A 22,579-nucleotide genomic window follows, 5' to 3' on the forward strand; every position below is an offset into this window, starting at 1 on the left:
AATCCTCTCATTGAATTAGTACATGATGTGGACTAAAATAGAATTGAAAATAAAATTTGTCAACACCATGTACTAATTTTTAGATTAAGGGAGTTTCTCTTGGATTTAATGAATGACGGTCTACCACCATCAGCAACCTTACTGATGCTTAAAGCAACTTGTGATGTGAAAAGGATCGGGGAAAAGATTTCTTTACAGCGCTGTAAAATAAAATCTCTACCTTTTGCTTTTTTTGCTTCACTCATGTCTGGACCATGTACTTTGACCAAAATTGCAAAGACGTTAGAGTGCTCCAAACAAGAAGCGAGCCGATTGTTGAAAAGAGCAGATGAAAACGGTTGGGTCAATGTTGAGAGTTCGGAAGAAGATCGCAGAGAAAAGCAGGTTTCCCTATCAGAAACAGGGATGTCCTTGCTCGGCATTGGGGTAGAGGTTCATCAAACGATCGAACAAAAATTAGAAGAATGTTTAGGGCAAGAGCAATATGAAATGTTGAACAAGTTATTGGGTCAAGCTGTTGATTGTCTTTCTACAATTGATAAGGATCTAAAATGAGCAATAATTATTGGGAAGATGTTTATCAATCGAAACAGGTTGATCAAGTGAGTTGGTATCAACAACAAGACCAGAAAACATTAGAGCTAATCCAATCTCAGAATCTATCACCTGATGTAAAAATTATTGATGTTGGGAGCGGTGCATCACTGCTCATTGATCAGCTTGTCGAGGCGGGCTATAAAAATCTGCATGTGCTTGATTTATCTGAAACAGCATTGAAGGCAACACGGGAAAGACTGAGTGGAAAAGGCGTAGATATTAGCCAGATTCATTGGCAAGTTGCTGATATTTGTACAGTAGTATTAGAACAGCAATTCTTTGATTTATGGCACGACCGAGCGGTATTTCATTTTATGGTAACGGAAGAGCAACAGGAGCAATATCTACAAAATGTACGTTACGCCTTGAAGCAAGATGGGATTTTGATGATTTCTACCTTTGCTGAAGATGGACCAACACAGTGTAGTGGTTTACCTGTCGAGCGTTATAGTGTTGAAAAGTTAGCACAGAGACTTGGGGAGGGCTTTCAGCTGGTTCATCACGATATCTCAATTCATTTAACACCTTGGGACACTAAGCAAAATTTTATTCATACGATGTGGCTATTTAAAAGATAAATTTTGAGAAGAATATAATTTTAAATTTCATCTTACAAAGATTGTAATAACACATCTTTTTGAAATTTCACCCGTACATGTCACTGGACTAGATTGATATACGTATTTGATCTGGTTTGCTTTTTTATTTACAGAGAACGTTAAAAATAAGTTTTGCTAAAATAATTAGCTTTTTTAAAAAGCTAATTATTTTTTTAATTTAATTGAATAATACAGTTTATAAAGATGATTTTGTTGAAGTGTAATTCAATAACCTTCATTGTATTTTACTTTCTTTAGCGTTAGTTTTACAAACAAACGAATGTGGTTACAACCGCTTTATTTCTTAAATAAGTGCACTAAATCATACTAAAAATGATGTGATTGATAAGCAATGTTTACTAAATAAAACTATGGAAATAATATGAAACATCCAACATATCATTATGGAATTGCTGTAAATAAAGAACAATTTATTCACCAGTTATTTCAGGTTCTTTTGGTTGGTTTGACTATTGGTATGACGCGTACAGTAATACCTGCATTAGCTGAAAGTGAATTTGGTGTAGCAAGAGGTTCATTTTTATTATTGGTGTCTTTTGTCGTAGCTTTTGGGGTTGTCAAAAGTATTTTGAACTTTGTTGCAGGTTGGCTTTCTGAGAAAATTGGACGCCAGAAAGTATTAATCTTGGGGTGGTTGTTTGCATTTCCAATTCCATTTCTTATTGCATTTGCTCCAAACTGGAATTGGATCGTTATTGCCACAATTTGTTTAGGGGTTAATCAAGGTCTTTGTTGGTCTATGACGCAAACTGCGAAATTAGATATTACACAACCGAATGAACGTGGCATGACTTTAGGATTTAATGAGTTTGCTGGTTATGTCGGTTTGGCTATAGCAGGCGTGATAACAGGATATCTGGCAACAGTCTTAGGTGCAAGAATAGGATTGCTTGTATTTGGTCTAGTGGTGATCAGTACTGGTTTTTTATGTTCATTAATTTTTGTCAAAGATACATTAGCTTGGGCTAAAGCCATGACAGTATCTACTCAACCTGTATTTAATCAGCTTCCGTCAACCTGGGAAATATTTAAGCGAGTTTCATTAACAGATAAACGATTAGCTGCTATATCTCAGGCAGGACTAGTTGAGAAATTTGTTGATGCTCTAGTCTGGATTATCTATCCAATCTTTCTGTTTAAAGCGGGGTTAAGTTTGTCTCAGATTGGTTGGGTGATTGGCGTATATGGGGTGGTATGGGGGATATCTCAATTAGGTACAGGGAGGTTATCGGATAAAGTAGGGCGGCATTGGTTGAATATTTCGGGAATGTGGATATGTGGGGCTGGTGTTGCGCTAATGATGCTAGGTAATGGCATAACGTGGTGGGTTTCCTCCGCAGCAGTCTCTGGGTTTGGAATGGCATTATTATATCCTAACTTATCTGCTGCAATTGCTGATTTTACTCCTGCAATTTGGAGAGGCACCGCTATAGGAATATATCGTTTTTGGCGGGATTTGGGCTATGCGATTGGAGCATTGGGGCTAGGACTCGCGGCATATCTCTCTGGTGCATTAAACGCTGCATTTTGGTTTGTAGCGATCGCTATGTTTATCTCTGGTTTTATCCTTTTAATTTTTAGTGAAGAATCTCACCCTTCAAAAATAAAAGATAAGATGTAATCGGGTTACTAACTTTATATCTCGTTTAGTTATGGTCTAACCATTTTCCAGCCTCGATCAATGCATTTCTACTCTCTGGAACAAATGGAATTTGTGGCCATGCATGCCACATTCCGGTCCAAATTGATAAGGTGATTGAAACATTGGCAGCCTTCGCTCTTTTTGCAAATTCACGACTATCATCAAGTAAAACCTCCCGAGAACCGACCTGTACCAGTAGCGGTGGAAGGCCTGTAAAATCAGCATATAACGGTGATAATAATGGATCATTCCGGAGATGGTCTTTGGCATAATGTCTTGCAAAATCCCGTTCCAAAAAATAGGTGCCCAGAAAAGGATCTCGTTTATCTTGTCTAGCATGGCTCAATGAGCTTAAGGTCAGGTCTAACCAAGGCGATTGTAAGTAGATTTTTTTAGGTATGTTGAGCTGTTTATCTCTTAGAATGACACTCAACGCTAAGGCTAAGTTTCCACCTGCAGAGTCTCCTGCAAGTAAAATTTCATGCGCTGGAAATTTGTCGGATAAACTTTGCCATGCCAACAAGACATCTTCTAGTGCTGCTGGGTAGGGATGTTCTGGAGCTAAACGATAATCTGGTAAATAGGCAAATTCTGCTTTGGCAAGTTTGCATAAGGTGCCGACGTAGGCACGATAACTGTGTGGGCTACCGATAACGAAACCACCGCCATGAATATAAAATAAAATACGGCCTTTGACTTTATTCGTTGATTGATTGTGAATGCTAAGGATAGGCAAGTTTTCGATATGACTATGTTCAAAGCTCAACTGACTGGGTATCGGAACAATGCTGGTCCCTTGTTCGAAGATTCTCCGCATCAATTTGGTATTATTGGGATGTAATAATAATAATTTTTTTTGCCAACCAAATAATGTGATCGCGGTATATGCTCTTAAACTCACCATGCTTTAAGCCCTAAATAGATTAGTCCGAAAATTTCTTTTTGATTCGTGATAGTGACTCTGCTTCGATCCCTAAATACGAGGCCAAATGATATTGAGCCACTTGGTCGACAATCCACGGTTCATTCATCAGCACCCAGTGATATCTCTGTTCTGCATTGGCCGTGAGCAGCATGGCTTCCCGTTGTTCATTGCGTATGAATAATTCTTTTGCAACTCGACCAATAAATAGTTCAACTTCTGTTGGATATTTTTCTCTGAGTGACTCAACCAGCTTAATAGGGATTTTAAATAGCCGGACATTACCTAAGGCCTGAATACTAAAAGGAAGCGCCTGAGAGGTTAAGTATGCACTTAATGAACCAATAAGCTGACCTTGGGTAAAGAAGGCTTTATTTCGTTCTTTACCATCCAACATGGTGTAATAGTAGCGGACTCTCCCAGAGCTAATGATGCTGAATCCATCGACATTCTGACCTGCATATGCAATTAGCTCTCCATCATTAAATTCTTGGTATTCAAGATGATGCATGACATGATTCAATAACTCTTGATTGGATATAAGATATTTGAAAATGGTATTACTCACAATTTCAATATCTTGATGTGTTCGTGTCGTCATAATTGATCTGGTATTGGCTACTAAATGCTAAGGTACTTATTTTGATATGAGCATCTTGTAAATAGCTGCAAATTTCATTGATAAATGTTAAGCAGCGTATTCATTTCAGATGTCTGGCAAAGAAACCAGAATGAATTATTTTGATACGTTTTTCAGTGAACTGTAACTGTTCGGTTAAATAAATATTAACGAAATTTATAATTTTAGAGTCAACTTCAACGACTTAGAGTCTAAAAAAATAAAAAGATAATACTTATAACTCTTGTTACAACCATTTAGTCGACAATTTATCGAAAATTTCCCATAGTCCTATGAACTATAGATATTGGGAGAACTGTTATGGATAAGATTACAGTCATCGTCAAGGATCAAGAAGAAAATGAATCGATTGTCGTTGCACAGCTCAATGATTTAGAAAACCAAGATATTCCTTTTTTTAAACGGGTTGAACATATTGAAGTAGAAGGAAATATCATTTTTCCAAATATTGACTTACTTTTTGAAAGCGATACTGATGGAAAAATTTATAAGCTAGTTGCACCTGTAAACGATAAAAGATTTATCTGAATTTAACCCGATGATTCAACCGTATAAAGGCCCACTGATGCGATCAAATAGGTGGGTTTTTTATTTGTGAGCAATACCAGCTATTTGAAAACTGGTTAGATCACAGATAAAAAATAAAGAGCTTGTCTCTTCACAGTCATTGTACAAGCTCTTTTTATAGTAGGGTCATATTGAATCGATATGTTTTATCAATGAATTGGGTTAAGCCCTTTAACAATGTCATTAAACTCTGAACCATTGAGCCAAAAAGATTTCTTTAAAAAAAGTGTGGTCATAATACTTTCTGCGGCTTCACTATTTTGGTTGTCACAAAATAGCCCGTAGCTATCACCTAACACAGTATTGTTCTCGATTAGGCGAATAAAGAAAGCATGTTGTTCGTCAGCATAACCAAGAATAGCATCACGTCGATTGTTCATTTTTCATGTCTCCACATCAAAAATATTTGGATAGAACCTAACTGCTGAGAGATCAAATATATTCATGAGTTAGATCAATAACTTAATCATTTTAAATTTTTTAAAAAATCATAAGTCATTCATTTAAAACATAAATATTGGTTTGCCCTACATCCTTGTCTAAGTGAAACAAGCCAAAATCTGATCTATGGAATTTATTGTTATGCAAAATTAATTGTACGTCAACTTGAATTTGTAACTTTTTCAAGTTAAATTATTTGCAGGTATTTTAAACTTGGGTGGGGGAAGTTATGTCCAAAAAAAATGAATTTGAGCATGGCGGTGCCAGAAGCAATGCAGGGCGCAAAGCACAATTTAGTGAACCAACCAAAGTGATTCGAGTGCCTGAGTCTCAAGTTGATTTCATCAAAAATTGGTTACTGAATAATGTCAAAACCGATGCACGTACAGATTTGACTACTTCGATGAAAATCCAAAATGTGCAAGCCAAGAATGATCGAATTTATCATATTCCATTGGCAACGGAACGAGTTGCTGCCGGTTTTCCGTCGCCTGCCCAAGATCATGTTGAACAAGCGCTCGATTTAAATGAGTTTTTAATTCGTAACGAAAACTCAACTTTTATTGTTAAAGCGAACTCGCTGTCGATGTTGGATGCTGGAATTGATATTGATGATCCTTTAGTGGTGGATCGTAGTCTTCCAGCCAAGTCTGGAGATATTGTGATTGCTTTGGTTGACAATGATTTTACCGTCAAACGCTTGATGGTTGATCATCATTTCAGTCCACCGAAAGTCTGGTTGAAAGCCGAAAATCCAGATTATCAGAATATTTATATTACAGAGGGGCAAGAGCTACTGATCTGGGGTGTTGTGACTTATAACCTGAAGCCAATGAGGTAAGCCAATGAGTCTGCCGCAACGTATTTTTGCTTTGATTGATGTGAATAACTGCTATGTCAGTTGCGAACGTGTGTTTAATCCAAAGTTGGAACAGCGTCCTGTGGTGGTCTTGTCAAATAACGATGGCTGTGTGGTTTCTCGTTCTTATGAGGCAAAAAAGCTCGGTATTCGAATGGCTGTGCCATTCTTCCAAATTGAAGAGATTATTCGACAACATCAGGTACAGGTCTTTTCCAGTAATTATGCCTTGTATGCGGAAATGTCACGCCGTTTTATGAACATTTTAGGGAGTTTTGTTGATCCGTGTGAACAGGAAGTGTATTCGATTGATGAATGTTTTTTAGAGCTGACGGCTTATCAGCACAGTTATGATTTAACTGAATACGCCCATCAAATTTTAGATACCGTTAAAAATTGGTTGGGATTGCCCTGTTGTATCGGGATTGGTTATTCCAAAACACAAGCCAAACTTGCCAATCATTTGGCCAAAACCCATCCCTGTTTTAATAGTGTCTGTAATATCGTGGCTGAAGACCCATGCGTGATTGAAGACTTATTGCTGCGGATACCCGCGGGCGAAGTGTGGGGCGTTGGGCGAAAGATTCGTCAGCGTTTGGAAAAAATGAATATCTGCTCGGTGATGGATTTAGTTCAAGCTGACCCGAAAATGCTAGGCAAGTATTTTTCTGTAGTGATGGAAAATACGGTGAAAGAATTACAGGGCATGGCCTGCTTAGAAATCGAGGATATTGTGACTGAGCGACGACAAGTGTTGAGTAGTCGTTCATTTGGCCAGCCGATTCAAGAGAAAAGTGATTTAAGTGGCGCACTGACTGAATTTAGTTTACGTGCCATAGAGCGCTTACGGCATCAGAAACTATTATGTAAGGCGGTTGGTGTCAGCATTCGAACCAATCGGTTTAACAAAGATCAATATTATCGACCTTATACAGTGGTGTATCTCTCTGACTACAGCGATGACCGTTTAGAGATTATCAAGGCGGTACAGCAGGGACTAGACCGTATTTATCAAGCAGGGCATCGCTATAAAAAAGCAGAAGTGATTTTGTTGGATATTATTCCACAACATAGTCATGCTGTTGATTTATTTCATGATACCGATGAGCTGCTTGCTCGACGAAAGCTTTCTGTGGCGTTTGATGATATTAATGAGAAATTTGGGCGAGATACCATGACATTAGGACGTTTAATCACACCTCATGGGCAGGCATGGCGTATGACTCAAAATCATAAATCACCGAGTTATTTGACTAACTGGGATCAAGTTTTAAAGGTTGGATAATGATTATAGATGGGGGTTAATTCACACTGAGCTGAGATGGGAATACCGCGACCAACAGATCAATCGCCAAACGGGTTTTTAGTGGCATGAAGGGCAGAGTGGGCCAAATGACATGGATTGGAAAGTCAACACTGGAGAAATTTGCCAAAACTTGAATTAAAGTTCCTTGCTGCAGTTCGTGATGAATTAGCCAATCGGGTAACCAGGCAATGCCATGATGTGAGAGGACGGTATTTTTAATCGCCTGCATATCATTCAACATCAATTTTGCTTGTGGTTTGATGATGTAGCTCTGTTTATGTGCATCTTGAAGATGCCATTTGGGTTGTTGTCCTGAATAAGGATAGGCAATCGTTGTATGCTGTTGTAGCTCATCAAGCTGATTTAAGCTACCCGACTTTTTAAGATATTCTGGTGTTGCACAGAGCAGCATGCGGTGATCCCCCAGCTTTCTTGCAACCAAATGATTGCTATCTGGCAGTGCTCCAATCCGAATGGCCAAATCAAAGCCATCTTCAACGAGATCTACGGTGCGATCATTGAAGCAAAGCTCGACCTGCAAGTCTGGATGGCGCTGGGCAAGTTCAACCATCAGTGGTGCGACATAGAGCTGTCCAAATAGAACGGGCGCCGAAATTCTTAATAAGCCTGTCGCATTGATTTTACCTTGATCTAATAAGCTTTCAGCAGTATGGATTTCTTCGAGCGCACGATGGCTATGTTCATAAAATAGCGCACCTTCTGTGGTTAGGCTCAATGTGCGAGTGGTGCGTTTAAATAACGTGACACCTAAGCGCTCTTCTAAGCGAGCGATACTTTTACTGACCGCTGAACGGGTCAGATGGAGTTGTTCAGCTGCATTACTAAAGTTTCCAGCTTCAACCACTGTAACAAAGATTGAGATCGTACTGAGTTCAGTTTGCATTATTGTAGATTTTTAGGAATCAATTTGCCGAAATAGTATCACTACTGGTGATTTAAATCTAATAGTAAGATAGCTTCATCAAAGATATGGAGAACAGACATGGCGAAAGTGTTGGTATTGAAATCAAGCATTATGGGTGATCAATCACAAACCAGTCGTTTAGTCGATGTATTTCTACAAGAGCGTGCTGAAAAAGGCTTGCAGGATGAGGTGATCATTCGTGATTTAGCAGCCCTCAATCTACCTGTACTAGATGCCGAGATTTTCCATGCCTTACGCGGCGCTGAAAATGTTGCTGCTCCAATTCAAAAGATTATCCAGCTATCAGATGAACTCATCGCTGAGCTGAAGGCTACCGATTTATTGCTGATTGGTGCGCCGATGTATAACCTGAATGTTCCGACACAGTTAAAAAACTGGTTCGATTTGGTCGCACGTGCCCGTCACACCTTCCGATATACCGAAACTTACCCGCAAGGTCTGGTTGAAAATGTGAAAGCCATTGTGATGACCAGTCGTGGTGGAATCCATTTGGGACAGGTGACGGATGCGGTAACGCCTTATCTTCAGTCTGTTTTAGGCCTGATGGGTATCCATCATGTGAGTTTTGTCTATGCGGAAGGGCTGGATATTCCTGCATTAAAGGTAGATGCATTAAAAGATGCGCATCTAAAAGCACAGCAGGTTGCTGTTTAAAACAACATCCCCTTACTACCGACTCTTGGTAGGATCGGACAAGCAGGGTGCCTGTTTGTCCGATTTTTTATGTTTAAATGACTACTTCCTATCTCGGGATTGTGTCCAGCCAATTAAAAAGCCTCATTGAAATGAGGCTGATATAAAAATCATGATTAAATTAGCGAATATTCTTCCACCATTGTTTAAACGGTTGCTGTTCATTATCCAACTCAACCAATTCACCAATCATGGGGGTGGCGAGGCGATATTTCCTGCTTTTTGAATATTCAACAATGCGGGTAATCGGTTCATACCAAGCATGCTTGGCTAAACTGAATTTGGAATGATGTACAGGAATCATATTGCGTGCTTTCAGTTCTTCAGTCGCTTGTGCCACTTCATCTGGATGGCAATGCACAGAACGCCATGCGCTGTCGTATTGACCATTTTCCATCAGCGCCCAATCAAAGGGACCGTATTTTTGTCCAATCTCGATAAAGTGTTTGTCATAACCACCATCTCCAGTATAGAAAATCTTTTTATTGGGAGACTGAATCACGAAAGACACCCAAAGATTTTTGCCACCGTCAAAAGCCCGTCGTGAATCATGATGCGTGGTTTCGGTGATAATACTAATGCCATCATCAAACTCGATTCGGTCACCCCAATCTCTTTCGATCAGCTTATCTTTAGGATAACCCCAGTACTCAAAATGTTCACCCACACCTAGACCAGTAATGACATATTTGACTTTGTCCTTGAGTTTGAGCGTCGTTTCATAATCCAGATGGTCATAGTGATCATGTGAAATCAGTAGATAATCAATATTGGGTAAGTCTTCAACTGTATAGATATCAGTCCCTTTATAGGCACGGGTGCCCCAAGGGAACGGAGAGGCTTTACCGCTCATGACTGGATCAATCAAAAAGGTTTTACCATGCAACTGCATAAATACCGATGAGTGCCCAAACCAGATGATGAGATCCTGTTTGGGATCGAGATTGAGTAAATTGGTTTTAATGGAGGGAATCGGATCAATTGGATCGCGATGAGGAATGGTTTTGATAAAGGTTCTGTAGAGTTCTACCGCAATATTTGAACCTTCACTCATGCCTGATTTTTCAATTAAATTTCGAAATTGGCCTTGGCGATAGTTGGGAGAACTTTTAATGACTTGTAGTCGTTCACCAGAAGGGATTTTACCGAATAAGGGTTGTTGGGTATATATGGCACTGCCAGCAATGAGCAGAACAACAGCGATAGCAAAAAGAATAAGCATAGAGAGCGTCAACCTTTTCATTTGAGCATTCGATACAACAGTAATAAAAACTAAAAGCGACAAAATGATGAAATATTGTCTAAAAGTCGATGAATGAGAACTTGCCTATTGTTATTGAATACTTGCCTAAACCAATGAGAATTGAATGTGTATTGATGTGATTGAGCAAAAGGAAGTCATTTAGCCGGACTTGGTTTATGCTAGACTATGCAGGGTTACAGTGTTGTAAATCACTGTGAGTCAAAACAACGAGTAGGTAACATGATCGGGCAGCAAAGAAACATATTGGCAACTTTAGGGATAGATGTTTGGATTCCGAGAGAAGTGGTATGTCAAAAAAATACTGCACCGAGTTTATGGCGAGACCAAATTGTTGAAGAAGCCGCACAGCCGCTGCCACCGATATTAGGTGTCGCACCAACCTCACAACAAATTCAAATTGCACCCGTACAAACATTAGCGATCGCCGAAAAAGAAGCTCCTCAGCCTAAAGACATTATTGCAAAGCCTGCTGTTAAAGAAGTTGTTGCTGAAAAAGAACAAATTGTGATTACAGCACAGATTCAAGCATTTGAACTACAAATGTATGTGCTGGAGAACTGCGCCATTTTATTAGCAAGTAGCCAGCTCAGCGATGCTCAACGCCAACTCTGGCAAAATATTCAAAAGGCAAAACTCGGGCAATATGCTGAATTGAAATGGCCATTTCCATTGGCTGCATTTCAAGAGAGCAGAGGATTGTCGTCTTATATCCAAGGTTTCTTGGATGCGACAGCAAATAACAAAAAAATATTATGCTTAGGTCAACTAGACTTTATTCAGCATTCCAATATATTACATTTAGCGAGTTTAGAAGAAATGCTGGCTCAACCTGTATTGAAAAAACGGTTGTGGCAGCTCATGCAATAAAAATCGGAATTTAATCATGAAGAAAGTCGTTGTATTCAGCCAAATAGATCAGGACGTGATAGCGCAGTTACAGCAAGATTATCAGGTGGTGGTGCTCAATCCAAAGCTTGGTGATATCAATGAGCAGATTCGAACCGAAGTGATGGATGCTGATGCCATGATTGGTGCAGGGCGTTTACTCAATGAGAGTAACTTAGCGCCTGCACAAAAACTTAAAATTATTTCGACCGTATCGGTTGGCTACGATAACTATGATGTCGACTATCTCAATCAAAAGAAAATTTGGCTTGCCAATACTCCACACGTACTGACAGAAACAACTGCTGATCTTGCGTTTACTTTATTGCTCAGTGCCGCACGGCAAATTCCTTACTTAGATGCATGGACCAAACAAGGTCAATGGAAACGAACCGTATCGACTGAACAATTTGGTGTGGATATTTTTGGTAAAACCTTGGGTATTATCGGTCTGGGGAATATTGGTGCTGCCATTGCCCGTCGTGGTTTTTATGGTTTTAATATGAATATTTTGTACCATAACCGCCGCGAAAAAATTGAAGTAGCGCAAGCTTTCAATGCACAATATCGCGACTTAGACCAGTTATTGCAACAATCTGATTTTATTGTGGTTGCAGTCGATTTAAATAGTGAATCAAAAGCACTGATTGGTGCAGAACAGTTTGAGTTGATGCAAAAACATGCGGTCTTCGTCAATATTGCACGAGGGTCTGTGGTCGATGAAAATGCTTTAATCGAAGCCTTACAACAACATAAAATTTTTGCTGCGGGATTGGATGTTTATGCCAAAGAACCGTTGCAAAGCTCTCCCTTATTTGAACTGGCAAATGCAGTCACCGTACCACATTTAGGTTCAGCGACAGCTGAAACACGCCAGAAAATGGTGAAGCTGGCTTATCAGAATTTGATTGATGCCTTAGAGGATCGTACACCTCGCTATTTAGTGAATCCGAAGTTTGAATAATTGCTTACAATGCTGACCATTTGATTGCTGCATTATTGTGCGGCTCCATCTTTTTAAGTTGATTAATATTGGTACACTTGCGCCCTTTGTGACTTCGTCTTGGGGTGTCTGGTGTTCGAGAAATTAGCTGAACAAAGTTTGGGTTTAATGGGCTGGGAAATTGACAATCATTGGGACTTAAATATTGACCAATGTGTGATGATTGCTGCCCCGCACACCAGCAATTGGGATGCGCTCTATGCCCGTTTGGCATTGAAGGCTTTGGGTGTTAATGTTCGTCTCACCATCAAAGACAGTTATATGAAATTGCCATTTGGTCCTTTTGTTCGTGCCATGGGGGGGATCGGCATTGATCGTCGTGCCAAGCATGAAGGTCAAGAACGTCCAAGTATGGTTCAATTGATGAGTGATCTGTTTAAAACTCATCCTAAGTTAGTCATGCTGGTGACCCCAGAAGGGACACGTGCTAAACAAGAACAATGGAAAACTGGTTTTTATCATGTCGCAATAACAGCGGGTGTACCGATTGCGCTCGCGTATATGGACTATGCCAAGAAAAAAACAGGTGTAGGAAAAATTGTTTATCCTACAGGGGATTATGAAAAGGATATGACCGAGATCATGTCTTTTTATGCCACGATCAATGCGAAATTCCCAGAGAAATTTAGTGTAGATCAGCGTTACGTTTCGGCAGAGTAATTCATTCACTTGCAAAAATCATAAAGTCAGGCAGGATTTTCCTGCCTTTTATAACACTTTGTTGCAAATTTCTCCTTTTTTCAATGCTATATTAAATTTCTTTATTAAAATCATAGAGAAACCACTTGAGATCGTTCCTGCTCGCCTGTGGCCTTTTCGCCACCACTCAACTGAGTCACACTGAGGTTTTTTTGCCTGTGCATAGTGCAGGGCAAACAGAAGTGCCTGAAATTGGCAGCGGTATAGGTTTGCTCGATCAACAAAAAGAAAAATTTATCGGTGAAAAGGTTTATCGTGAAGTGCATCGTCAAATGCCAACGGTGCAAGATGCATGGTTGGAAGATCAGTTCTTACAGGTCTTTTCAGGCATTTTAAGCCAGACTCAACTCGGTCAACCAATTGGTTTAGTGATTATCAAAGATCCTCAAATTAATGCTTTTGCTGTGCCTGGTGGTTTATTTGCATTAAATACAGGATTGATTACCTCAGCAAAGAATTTGGATGAGATTGCAGGGGTCATGGCGCATGAGATTGCGCACGTATCACAACGCCACTATAGTCGTTCTCAAGAAGCCTTTAAGGGGCAGGGTTTGCTCGCATTGGCGGGGATTCTTGTTGGTGCAGCGATTGCATCTCAGGCTGATGGTAATGCGGGTGCAGCGGTCATGATGGGGACTCAAGCGGCATTGATGGATAAGCAGTTGAGTTATAGTCGTAATCAGGAGCGTGAAGCGGATCGTATCGGTATGCAGTTTATGTATTCCGCAGGTTATAACCCACAGAGCATGGCAGATTATTTTGAAACCATGCATCGTGCCACCAGCCGTGTTAGCTTCTTACCAGACTTTTGGTTTACCCATCCTTTAACCACCGAGCGTATGAGTGAAGCACGTTTGCGTGCCAATCAATTACCGAAAGTGAAATCAAAAATTTATGATCTCGATTTTGAAATTTTAAAACTCTATACCTTAGTGGTTTCAAATCAGGCCACTGAAATTCAATTACAGTCACTGGCCAATCAGAAAAATACAGCTGCACAATTGGCACTGAGCAAGTTCTATCTTGAACAAGGTGACTATGCGCAAGCACAAGCCAATTTGGACTTAGTGAAGACTAAATTGAAAAATCATGTGCTGATTCCTTTGATTCAAACTGATATTTATTTGGGTCAAAATAAGCTGGATCAGGCATATGCCGGTATCAATTCGATTCAAAAAACCATGCCTGAGAATAGAGCTTTGTCCTATAAACTGGCGGAAGTTCTGATTCGCCAAGGGCAAGTGGCCCAAGCACAGATTTTGGTGCAGCGCTTTATCCATAAAAACCAGCGTGATATTGAAGGTTGGCAATTATTGCAACAGGCAACCAATCTGGATAAGAGTTCACCATTACAGGCAGTCAATGTGTTGGGTTATCGTGCAGAGGCAGAGTATTGGTCGGGTTACGAAGAAAATGCGATTAAGTCGATGTTGCATGCACAAAGACTCGCTAAGGGGAATATCGCGATGTCGGCTAAGATTGACGCACGCTTAAAACAGATGCAAGATGAGCGCCGTATGCGACTCTAATCCCGATTAAAATAATTCAAGGAAAGACACATGATCCAAGGGCAATGTTTGTGTGGTGCTATACAGTATCAATATCATGGCGAAATTGAAAACAGCATTTTATGTTATTGCAGTCATTGCCAACAGGCTCAAGGCTCAATTGCGGGGTGGAACAGTCCGATTGAGCAAAGCAAATTTGAACTGATTTCTGGGCGAGAGCAACTGAAAGAATATTTTCATACACCCAACAAGGCGCGCGTCTTTTGTCAAAACTGTGCCAGTCCAGTTTATTCCTATCGTATAGATTTACCTGATGTCATTCGCTTACGACTCGGTACAGTGACAGCAGGAGAGATACCAGCACCGAAGGAAGAATTTTTTCTTGAGCATAAACCAAAATTTATTGAATTAAGATAAGATGACGAGCGTAAAGAATCGCTGAGAAGTTAGAACATATATGAAGAAAATTTTAGTTTTTATTTTTGCGATCAGCAGTGTGGGGATTAGCTCAGCGGCATCGATTGAGCAGTATGCAAATTCAGTGGATAAAATCCGTAGTGCGTACGCACAGGACATCCGTAGCTTTTTACGGAGTCTGAATCCACAAATCTCACAATTTACCCCAGAGCAACAAGCAAAGTACTGCCAGATTAATCAGCGTTATATTCAGGATATGTCTGATGCGATTGAACAAAATCGTTCATCTTTACCAGCGCAATATGCCAGCATGACCAAGCAGGATTTAATCAAGCAGGTGGTTGAATCAAAAGAAATGCAAATGCTTGCGAAGTATAATGTTCAGTGTGATTTTAAATAAAAGAAAGGCTTTGGGTTCATTATTGCAATGAATCCAATTCTTTAATAAAGCGAAATATAGAAAGGAGAGTTAAGCGGCTTAGCTTAATTTTGCTTTGATTTTAGCAGATACTTGTGCAGGATCGGCACGCCCGGCTATGATCGGACGTAGAGAATTCATCACCTTACCCATATCTTTCATGCTAGTAGCTTCTTGAGCAGCAATCGTTTGCTCAATGATGGAATCAAGTTCTTCCTCAGTCATAGCGGCTGGTAGAAATTGAGAAATAACCTCAACTTCGGCTTGTTCCTTACTAGCTAAATCATCTCGACCAGCGCCAGAAAAGGCCTTGATCGATTCTTTACGTTGTTTAATTTGCTTTTCAATGACCGCAAGAACCTGAGCATCGTCAAGCTCAATGCGCTCATCGACTTCGATTTGCTTAATTGCTGCCTGTACACCACGAATAACCGTTACTGTTGCCATATCTTTGGCACGCATTGAGTTTTTTAACACGTCAGTAATTTGGTTTTTTAAAGTATTCATAGTCTCTTCAGCAGTCAATCACAAATTAATTAGTAAAGGCGAGTAGTACGTACAGATTCGCGAGTCAATTTCTTTTGATAACGCTTAACTGCAGCAGCTTTTTTACGCTTACGTTCTTGAGTTGGTTTCTCATAGAATTCGCGCTTACGAACGTCAGCTAAAACACCCGCTTTTTCGCATGAACGTTTGAAACGACGGATAGCTACGTCTACTGGTTCGCCTTCTTTCAACTTAACTTGTGGCATGTAAAATCCTCTAAGATGATGGATAAGATCTAACGCACGATTGCACTAGATCGCAAGTGAAGGTCAGTATTTTACTCATTTACAACTCAGATCACAAGTCTATAATAGCTTCGATATTATTTTTGATCGTTGTAAAGGCAGTTTAATGATTGTTTTGGGCTTAGAAACTTCGTGTGATGAAACTGGGTTAGCACTCTATGATAGCGAGCTCGGCTTACGTGGACAGGTTCTATATAGCCAGATTAAATTGCATGCGGAATATGGTGGTGTCGTTCCTGAGTTGGCTTCACGTGATCATGTTCGCAAGATGATTCCTTTGATTAATCAATTGCTTGAGCAGAGTGGCGTCAAAAAACAAGAGATAGATGCAGTTGCTTATACTCGTGGTCCAGGATTGATGGGTGCACTGATGACTGGGGCTTTATTTGGCCGCAGTTTAGCCTTTGCATTTAATAAGCCTGCGATCGGTGTGCATCATATGGAAGGTCATATGCTTGCACCATTACTTTCGGAAACTCCACCGGAATTTCCGTTTGTGGCTTTATTGGTTTCAGGTGGGCATACTCAATTAATGGCAGCCTATGGTATCGGTCAATATGAATTGCTCGGTGAGTCAATTGACGATGCAGCGGGTGAAGCCTTTGATAAAGTCGCAAAAATGATGAAACTGCCTTATCCAGGTGGACCGAATATTGCGAAATTGGCGTTACAGGGCGATGCCAAAGCATTTGAATTTCCGAGACCAATCTTGCATCAAGGTTTGGATTTTTCTTTTAGCGGTCTTAAAACTGCAGTTTCAGTACAATTGAAAAAGTTAGGTGAAGAGAATCGTGATGCCGATGTGGCAGCCTCTTTCCAAGAAGCAGTTGTTGATACTCTAGTCAAAAAATCAGTGAAAGCTTTAAAGCAAACGGGTTTAAAACGGTTGGTGATTGCGGGTGGTGTGAGTGCTAATCTGCGTTTGCGTGAACAATTAGAAACTTCTCTGGCAAAGATCAAGGCACATGTTTATTATGCCGAACCCGCATTGTGTACAGACAATGGTGCCATGATTGCTTTTGCTGGATATCAGCGTTTAAAAGCTGGACAACATGATGGTTTGGCGGTGACGACGACACCAAGATGGCCAATGACTGAGTTACAACCGACCTAAAATGGAACGTATTTTTCTAAATTGATCCTTAGATTAAGGGGCAATTTAGACCATTCTTATATTTAAAAATCAAATTCTTGATTTATGTACATGGCAAAGACTTAAAGTCAACGCTATCGTATTAAAGTATTGGATAAATTATTTATTTTTGATGAGCTAAAACTCATTGTGGAGTACAAAAGTTGAAAATTTCTTATATTTTTACATGTGGCCGATTAGAGTCTTTATTTAAGATTCTCTGCCTCACTCAAAAAGGTGAGGAAAAGGTTGCATCAAAAGAAAAAGTGATTGAACAATATCGAAAAGACATTGCTTTGGGGCGCCCATTTGAAGAAACTGAGCTTTATCAATTGATTGAGCAAAGTGAAGAAAAGATTGTCATTAACCGCTTGAGTAATATTTTACGCGAAAAACCTACTCAGCAGAAGGGTAGCTTTGATGCGGATGAATATAAGACTGGTGCATGGTCTGAGTTTAGTGATTATAAGCTAGCAGTTCGATTCTCAAATGCGAAAACCGAGTTAAGTGAAAAGCACTTTGCGAAAACGGGTGAGTATATGACCAGTCGTGGTATCGCAAAATTGACTGGCTTTAATCCAAGCAACATTAAGAATATGTTGCATCATAAAAGAAGTGTGGTGAGAAAAATGCTCACAACTTTAGAGAAATTAGCAAAAGAATATTGATCTTCAAAAAATCTTATTCGCGATGCAGAGATATTTCTGCATCGCGAATCATCAATTGTTATTTATTATAAAACTTAAGTATGTATTTTCAGTAATTACAAAAGAAAAAGGCAAAATAATGTGGTCAGTTAAAGCAGCAATGATAGTTGCATGGTTCAGTATAATTGTTATTGCTGCGGCAGCAGTGTTTTCCATTTATGTTCTCAGTATCCCATGTGTCCCTGATCGGATTTGTGAAATGCCACCTGTCCATCTATTCTTTTTATTGGCATTAATTATCTCGGTGATCTGTAATTTTATCGGTATTATTTTGTCGATTATTGGATTAAAAAAAGAGGAACCCATTAAAAAATTAGCCAAAGAGGCACTACGTTTTAATGGGAAAATTATTATTTTTAGCTTTGCAACCGCAATGTTTCTACTTTTGATATTAATAGCTTAGACGTTTCTATGTCATTGGTTGTGAACGATCTGCTTTAGACAACACGGCCAAACACATAAAAATCAATGCCATACCAACCCAACCAATCGGTGCCAGTTGCTCGCCCACCAATAAGATTGCAAATAATGCGGCAACCAATGGTTCAAACAGGGTCAGTGTGGTGGCAGTACTGGCTGAAATAGTCTTTAAAGCATAGCCAAACAACAGATAGCCAAGGAACATTGGAATCAGCATCATATAGGTGACAACATACAGGTTCACGGGTTCATCAAACAGATTTGAACCCGTAAAAAACAGTGTTGGTAATAGAATTAAAGCACCGAAACCAAAAATTAAGCCCATGGATGCCTTTGAGTCGACACCGCGATCAATCATTTTTTTAGCAGCCCAAGAATATAAAGAATAGGTTAGTGCCGCGATCAGTCCAAGAATAATTCCAAGGGCTTTCTGGTCTGTTGCAATCGTTTGTGTTGATGCTTGGGAATGTGATTCACCTATAGATAACAATAGAACACCAGCCACACCAAAGATAAAGCTAATGAACCACTTTTTAGAGAGAGCTTTTTTATCAAAAAACTTTTCCAGCAATGCGGTAAATAAGGGTGCAGAACCAATTGAGACGACCGTGCCAATGGTAATCCCTGCCATACGCATCGACGAATAGAAGGCTAATGGGTAAATCGCAACGGAGACCATGCCAATTAGCAGTAATGGATAGTAGGCTCGAATTTGTGGTAAATGACTGCGGATGTTTTTATGGGCCAATAAGGCTTGTAATAATCCACCGCCCCCCATGGCAACTGCGCCAATCGCTAAAGGGCTTAAATTGGGTGCATAAGAGGCAGCTGTGCCTGTGGTGCCCCATAAAATTGAGGCAATGAGGACAGCGATAAAGCCAGAATGAGAACTGAGGTTTAAAGAACGGCGACTCACTTTGCAACCTCTTGTTCTAATAGGTTTTGCACCATTTGTTTTGCTGCAAACACTTTGTCACTGGAACTTTCTAAACCAGCACGGGCAATCGAACCTTCCAAGATAAATGAAAGTAGCAGTGCCAGTTCTTTTACTCGCTGTGGGCTGATACTGAGTTGCTGTAAATGCCCCGCTAAAATCGCTTCGATTTCATCTTTATGCTGCTTAACAGCTAAGCGTTCAGGACTATGCGCAGGAAACTCTGCGGCTGCATTGAGTAGGCCACACCCCCGGAAGCCTTTTTCATAGGCAAATTCAGCATGATCCTGATAGGCGTCAAAAATAGCCAAAATGCCATCAATCGGGGTTTGAATCTGAACTTTTCTTTTTTGGTATAAATCTAACCATTCCTGATGACGGGCTTCGATATAACACGTGATTAAGTCTGATTTGGTCGCAAAGTTATTGTACAGCGACATTTTGGCCACATTGGCTTTCTCTGTAATGCTGTTGATGCCTGTGTTACTGATGCCATCGTTATAAAACAGGGTTGCTGCTGCATCCAAGATTTTTTGTTTTGCTGATTTCGAGCTCATAAGAAAATAAATATATGTATACCGACCTACCTAATTTTATGGAAAAGTAAATTATTTGCAAGCAAAAGTTTATGCGTTCTATTTATTTAACTTGGATTGCTAAAAGGAAATCGATTAAAGCGTATGGAGTAGGCCTTAATCGATCCGGATTTTATTGAAGATTCTTTTTGCTGTGGATAAAAGCCAATCCATACACAGGCCATTTTTTCTCGGATTTTAAATTGTTGACCAGCCATGCAACCAGTACCAATGCAATTGAACCGAGTAGCACTGGGAAGAATAAGAAACTCCAATGGTATTGAATGGTATTTGCCGTTAGTAAAATCACTAATGGATTTGCACCCGCAGGCGGATGTACACAGCGTAACAGTTGCATAGCTGCGATGGCACAGCCAACAGACAGGGCAATACTCAGTGTCGAGACACCAAACACTTTAAGAAATAGTAAACCAATAAAAGCCGAGACAAAATGCCCCAAAATCACATTGCGGGGTTGAGCCAAGGGCGATTGAGATACCGCATAGAGAATAACGCAGGTTGCGCCGAATGGTGCCATGATAAATAGATTGTGGGTCAATTTACTGAGCAAAATTAAGATCAAAATACTCAATGTTCCACCGATGAGGCTTCTTATGACGTCAATGGATTGGGGCATGGGGGCGAGATGTTCTCTACCGTTGAATAAAGATAACATGGTGATCTCATGACAAGGTTGCTTTATGCCGATAATAAAACTAAAATCACAAATAGTACAGATCTGTACTATTTTGATTGAGTAAATTTTTATGTCAAAGTCAGCCAATAAAATTTTGCATACTGCAGAAAAATTATTTTATGAAAATAGTTTTGTTGGAGTGGGTGTTGACCTGATTCGAGATGAGTCTGGCTGTTCAAAAACCACCATGTACACCTATTTCAAAAATAAAAATCAATTGGTGAAATCAGTCTTGGAGGCACGGGACGAAAAGTTCAGACAGCGTCTTTTGGATTATGTTGCCGATGCAACAGGGCGAGACGCATTGAATAGGCTGATCGATTGGCATTTATTATGGTTTCAAGAAGATAACTTTAAAGGTTGCTTATTCGTCAGAGCGGTAGCGGAGTCGCATTTGGGTGATCAAGAGATTATCTCTGTGTCAAAAGAACACAAAGTTTGGATTAGAAACTTAATCACAGCATATCTGCACGCTTATCCAAAGGCAGAAATGTTGATTGAGGTGACTTATACGCTGATCGAAGGGCTCATTAGCCGTTTTTTGGTGGAAGGTTATGATGCAAAGGTGGCAGCGGAGATCAAGGATTCAATTAACCAAATGATTGATGCATTTAAGCCAGCAGCACTTTAACGGTTATTGGCAACATCATTTTCATCGCATGTGAGTAGTAAGCCTTTGATGGATCGCAAAGGCTTACTGTTTTTATTTATTGCTTAAATGCGTTTTGGTCTTCTACATCCACATATTCGATATAACCACGACCTTGAACGGGTTTATTTAAATATTCCCCCGAGAAGGTGTAGGCGCTGGCATAACCAATCCCATGGCCATAACGAAATGGACTATCAATTTCCGCAGTGATCTCGAGAACCTTTTGATCAGCATCATCTTTGACTGACCAAGAGAACTGTTGTGGTAAACGCATTTTCTTACCACTCGGAGAAACATAATCATCAACTTGATGGGCAAGTACTTTGAATTCCACATTGGTATAGATCTCTGCTGGTTGATCAGTATGGCGAACATGCAGACTATAGGCGGCAGGCTGACCCAAAATATCGGCTTTGGTGAGCAATAATTGGGTGGTCTCGGTTAAATTAATAATTTGATAAGTGAAAAAGTCTAAAGGTAATTTATACGGTGCTGGTAATAGTTTTTTCACCACACCATGTGCACCTGCTGCACGCGCATATTCATAGGTGCATAAGCCTTCGGCAGGCGTGGTTTTACCTTGATACTCAAGCTGACCTTTAAAGCTCGCCAACAGACTAAAATGATCATAGATCGGCGTTTTAATAAACCATGAAATTTGATCGGAGACATCCAAATCAAAGTCAAAGCTAAGTCCATGATAGCTACCTTTAAGATGAATATTTGGTAATGTACCTTGAATAGAAACTTCTTCACCCAGTTCAATCAATGTGCCATTGTCTTGGATATTGGCTTGTTCTGGAATGAGATAAGCTTTTAATAGGTGTTCATCTACAGCCGCGGTACTGGAAAAGAAGGTTGCTGTTTTTCTAGGGTTGCCCAGCGTAATGTCATCATGGTCAAAAGCCAATGCGCCAGGCGTACCCAATAAAATCATGATATTTAAATAACGATGAGGTTCTGGAAGTAGCGGAAAGAAAATTCCATAATGTGTCCAGGTATAAAACTTTTCTTCTGTACGTGGACGGATAATTTCAGGTTCTGAAAATGGAAGGGTCGAATATTTTACGGCTTTATCGAGCGTACCTTGCGCAAGCAATAAGCTTTTGCCCATAATTTTGCTGGTCAGGGAGGTCGGTGGCAATTGTTTCTTCATCTTGTTTCCTAAACTCAATCCATGCTGTGACAGCTAGAGTATGAGAAACAATTGCCGATGCTAAGCGGAAATAAGGACAAAGCTACAG

Annotated in this window: 28 protein-coding genes; 17 read left to right on the forward strand and 11 right to left on the reverse strand. The window is 40.0% G+C overall.

Annotated features, from left to right (window positions below):
- The first annotated feature begins 108 nt into the window (after window positions 1-108).
- The 3 genes from V6E90_RS17520 (at window position 109) to V6E90_RS17530 (ending at window position 2,838) form a co-directional block, all read left to right on the forward strand.
- On the forward strand, window positions 109-555 hold the full coding sequence (locus tag V6E90_RS17520) for a MarR family winged helix-turn-helix transcriptional regulator (RefSeq protein ID WP_332606112.1): 447 nt from the start codon (window positions 109-111) through the stop codon (window positions 553-555).
- Window positions 552-1,175: a methyltransferase domain-containing protein gene (locus tag V6E90_RS17525; protein WP_332606041.1), complete on the forward strand. Its 624-nt coding sequence runs from the start codon at window positions 552-554 to the stop codon at window positions 1,173-1,175. Before V6E90_RS17520 ends, V6E90_RS17525 begins: the two co-directional genes overlap by 4 nt.
- A 403-nt stretch (window positions 1,176-1,578) precedes the next feature.
- Window positions 1,579-2,838: an MFS transporter gene (locus V6E90_RS17530; RefSeq protein ID WP_332606042.1), complete on the forward strand. Its 1,260-nt coding sequence runs from the start codon at window positions 1,579-1,581 to the stop codon at window positions 2,836-2,838.
- A gap of 25 nt (window positions 2,839-2,863) precedes the next feature.
- Here the strand turns inward: V6E90_RS17530 and V6E90_RS17535 are convergent, their stop codons facing one another.
- Both V6E90_RS17535 and V6E90_RS17540 read right to left on the reverse strand, forming a co-directional pair.
- On the reverse strand, window positions 2,864-3,763 hold the full coding sequence (locus V6E90_RS17535) for an alpha/beta hydrolase (RefSeq protein ID WP_332606043.1): 900 nt from the start codon (window positions 3,761-3,763) through the stop codon (window positions 2,864-2,866).
- Between the two features lie 19 nt (window positions 3,764-3,782).
- Window positions 3,783-4,382, reverse strand: a complete 600-nt coding sequence (locus tag V6E90_RS17540; protein ID WP_332606044.1) for a Crp/Fnr family transcriptional regulator — start codon at window positions 4,380-4,382, stop codon at window positions 3,783-3,785.
- Window positions 4,383-4,721: 339 nt separating this feature from the next.
- Between V6E90_RS17540 and V6E90_RS17545 the strand changes: the two genes are divergently transcribed.
- The gene (locus V6E90_RS17545) at window positions 4,722-4,949 is read left to right on the forward strand and encodes a hypothetical protein (RefSeq protein WP_332606045.1); all 228 of its coding nucleotides are present in this window, start codon (window positions 4,722-4,724) and stop codon (window positions 4,947-4,949) included.
- A gap of 188 nt (window positions 4,950-5,137) precedes the next feature.
- On the opposite strand, the gene V6E90_RS17550 is transcribed toward V6E90_RS17545, so the two are convergent.
- Complete coding sequence (locus V6E90_RS17550) at window positions 5,138-5,368, reverse strand: hypothetical protein (protein WP_004652770.1); 231 nt, start codon at window positions 5,366-5,368, stop codon at window positions 5,138-5,140.
- Window positions 5,369-5,658: 290 nt separating this feature from the next.
- Between V6E90_RS17550 and V6E90_RS17555 the strand changes: the two genes are divergently transcribed.
- The gene (locus V6E90_RS17555) at window positions 5,659-6,270 is read left to right on the forward strand and encodes a LexA family protein (RefSeq protein ID WP_016540586.1); all 612 of its coding nucleotides are present in this window, start codon (window positions 5,659-5,661) and stop codon (window positions 6,268-6,270) included.
- A gap of 4 nt (window positions 6,271-6,274) precedes the next feature.
- Window positions 6,275-7,573: a Y-family DNA polymerase gene (locus V6E90_RS17560; RefSeq protein WP_332606046.1), complete on the forward strand. Its 1,299-nt coding sequence runs from the start codon at window positions 6,275-6,277 to the stop codon at window positions 7,571-7,573.
- A 16-nt stretch (window positions 7,574-7,589) separates the two neighbouring features.
- On the opposite strand, the gene V6E90_RS17565 is transcribed toward V6E90_RS17560, so the two are convergent.
- Complete coding sequence (locus V6E90_RS17565) at window positions 7,590-8,498, reverse strand: LysR substrate-binding domain-containing protein (protein ID WP_332606047.1); 909 nt, start codon at window positions 8,496-8,498, stop codon at window positions 7,590-7,592.
- Between the two features lie 99 nt (window positions 8,499-8,597).
- Between V6E90_RS17565 and V6E90_RS17570 the strand changes: the two genes are divergently transcribed.
- A complete protein-coding gene (locus tag V6E90_RS17570; protein WP_016540596.1) occupies window positions 8,598-9,194 on the forward strand; it encodes an NAD(P)H-dependent oxidoreductase in 597 nt (198 codons plus the stop codon).
- Between the two features lie 160 nt (window positions 9,195-9,354).
- Here the strand turns inward: V6E90_RS17570 and V6E90_RS17575 are convergent, their stop codons facing one another.
- Window positions 9,355-10,455, reverse strand: coding sequence for an MBL fold metallo-hydrolase (locus tag V6E90_RS17575; RefSeq protein ID WP_332606048.1), 1,101 nt, complete (start codon window positions 10,453-10,455; stop codon window positions 9,355-9,357).
- Window positions 10,456-10,716: 261 nt separating this feature from the next.
- On the opposite strand from V6E90_RS17575, the gene V6E90_RS17580 reads away from it, so the two are divergent.
- From V6E90_RS17580 to V6E90_RS17605, 6 genes are all read left to right on the forward strand, one after another.
- Window positions 10,717-11,364, forward strand: a complete 648-nt coding sequence (locus tag V6E90_RS17580) for a hypothetical protein (RefSeq protein WP_332606049.1) — start codon at window positions 10,717-10,719, stop codon at window positions 11,362-11,364.
- A 16-nt stretch (window positions 11,365-11,380) separates the two neighbouring features.
- Entirely contained in the window at window positions 11,381-12,346 is a 966-nt protein-coding gene (locus V6E90_RS17585) for a 2-hydroxyacid dehydrogenase (RefSeq protein ID WP_332606050.1), read from the forward strand.
- A 111-nt stretch (window positions 12,347-12,457) separates the two neighbouring features.
- Window positions 12,458-13,045, forward strand: coding sequence for a 1-acyl-sn-glycerol-3-phosphate acyltransferase (locus V6E90_RS17590; RefSeq protein WP_332606051.1), 588 nt, complete (start codon window positions 12,458-12,460; stop codon window positions 13,043-13,045).
- A gap of 170 nt (window positions 13,046-13,215) precedes the next feature.
- On the forward strand, window positions 13,216-14,613 hold the full coding sequence (locus V6E90_RS17595; protein ID WP_442881269.1) for a M48 family metalloprotease: 1,398 nt from the start codon (window positions 13,216-13,218) through the stop codon (window positions 14,611-14,613).
- 30 nt (window positions 14,614-14,643) lie between these two features.
- Entirely contained in the window at window positions 14,644-15,009 is a 366-nt protein-coding gene (locus V6E90_RS17600) for a GFA family protein (RefSeq protein WP_332606053.1), read from the forward strand.
- Window positions 15,010-15,049: 40 nt separating this feature from the next.
- Entirely contained in the window at window positions 15,050-15,409 is a 360-nt protein-coding gene (locus V6E90_RS17605) for a hypothetical protein (protein WP_016540604.1), read from the forward strand.
- A gap of 78 nt (window positions 15,410-15,487) precedes the next feature.
- Here V6E90_RS17605 and V6E90_RS17610 read toward each other — a convergent pair whose 3' ends face one another.
- Window positions 15,488-15,934 carry a GatB/YqeY domain-containing protein gene (locus V6E90_RS17610; RefSeq protein ID WP_004808327.1) on the reverse strand — a complete coding sequence of 149 codons (447 nt, stop codon included), beginning with the start codon at window positions 15,932-15,934 and terminating at the stop codon, window positions 15,488-15,490.
- 29 nt (window positions 15,935-15,963) lie between these two features.
- Window positions 15,964-16,179 carry a 30S ribosomal protein S21 gene (rpsU, locus tag V6E90_RS17615; RefSeq protein WP_004652785.1) on the reverse strand — a complete coding sequence of 72 codons (216 nt, stop codon included), beginning with the start codon at window positions 16,177-16,179 and terminating at the stop codon, window positions 15,964-15,966.
- A 145-nt stretch (window positions 16,180-16,324) separates the two neighbouring features.
- Here rpsU and tsaD point away from each other — a divergent pair, with 145 nt between their 5' ends.
- The 3 genes from tsaD (at window position 16,325) to V6E90_RS17630 (ending at window position 18,460) form a co-directional block, all read left to right on the forward strand.
- A complete protein-coding gene (tsaD, locus tag V6E90_RS17620; protein ID WP_004652786.1) occupies window positions 16,325-17,332 on the forward strand; it encodes a tRNA (adenosine(37)-N6)-threonylcarbamoyltransferase complex transferase subunit TsaD in 1,008 nt (335 codons plus the stop codon).
- 182 nt (window positions 17,333-17,514) lie between these two features.
- Window positions 17,515-18,018: a hypothetical protein gene (locus V6E90_RS17625; protein ID WP_005243063.1), complete on the forward strand. Its 504-nt coding sequence runs from the start codon at window positions 17,515-17,517 to the stop codon at window positions 18,016-18,018.
- A gap of 118 nt (window positions 18,019-18,136) precedes the next feature.
- Window positions 18,137-18,460 (forward strand): hypothetical protein, encoded by a 324-nt coding sequence (locus tag V6E90_RS17630; protein ID WP_332606054.1) that lies wholly within the window; start codon window positions 18,137-18,139, stop codon window positions 18,458-18,460.
- A gap of 6 nt (window positions 18,461-18,466) precedes the next feature.
- Here the strand turns inward: V6E90_RS17630 and V6E90_RS17635 are convergent, their stop codons facing one another.
- From V6E90_RS17635 to V6E90_RS17645, 3 genes are all read right to left on the reverse strand, one after another.
- Window positions 18,467-19,393, reverse strand: a complete 927-nt coding sequence (locus V6E90_RS17635) for a DMT family transporter (RefSeq protein ID WP_332606055.1) — start codon at window positions 19,391-19,393, stop codon at window positions 18,467-18,469.
- Window positions 19,390-19,968, reverse strand: a complete 579-nt coding sequence (locus V6E90_RS17640; protein WP_262756904.1) for a TetR/AcrR family transcriptional regulator — start codon at window positions 19,966-19,968, stop codon at window positions 19,390-19,392. The genes V6E90_RS17635 and V6E90_RS17640 overlap by 4 nt, the downstream gene beginning before the upstream one ends.
- Window positions 19,969-20,119: 151 nt before the next feature.
- Entirely contained in the window at window positions 20,120-20,662 is a 543-nt protein-coding gene (locus V6E90_RS17645) for an HPP family protein (protein WP_065342971.1), read from the reverse strand.
- A gap of 91 nt (window positions 20,663-20,753) precedes the next feature.
- Here V6E90_RS17645 and V6E90_RS17650 point away from each other — a divergent pair, with 91 nt between their 5' ends.
- Complete coding sequence (locus tag V6E90_RS17650; RefSeq protein ID WP_332606056.1) at window positions 20,754-21,314, forward strand: TetR/AcrR family transcriptional regulator; 561 nt, start codon at window positions 20,754-20,756, stop codon at window positions 21,312-21,314.
- A 76-nt stretch (window positions 21,315-21,390) separates the two neighbouring features.
- Here the strand turns inward: V6E90_RS17650 and V6E90_RS17655 are convergent, their stop codons facing one another.
- Window positions 21,391-22,491 carry a DUF6670 family protein gene (locus V6E90_RS17655; RefSeq protein ID WP_332606057.1) on the reverse strand — a complete coding sequence of 367 codons (1,101 nt, stop codon included), beginning with the start codon at window positions 22,489-22,491 and terminating at the stop codon, window positions 21,391-21,393.
- Window positions 22,492-22,579: the final 88 nt, after the last annotated feature.

Source organism: Acinetobacter sp. ESBL14 (assembly GCF_036668815.1).
In the GTDB taxonomy this organism is placed as follows: Bacteria; Pseudomonadota; Gammaproteobacteria; order Pseudomonadales; family Moraxellaceae; genus Acinetobacter; species Acinetobacter gyllenbergii.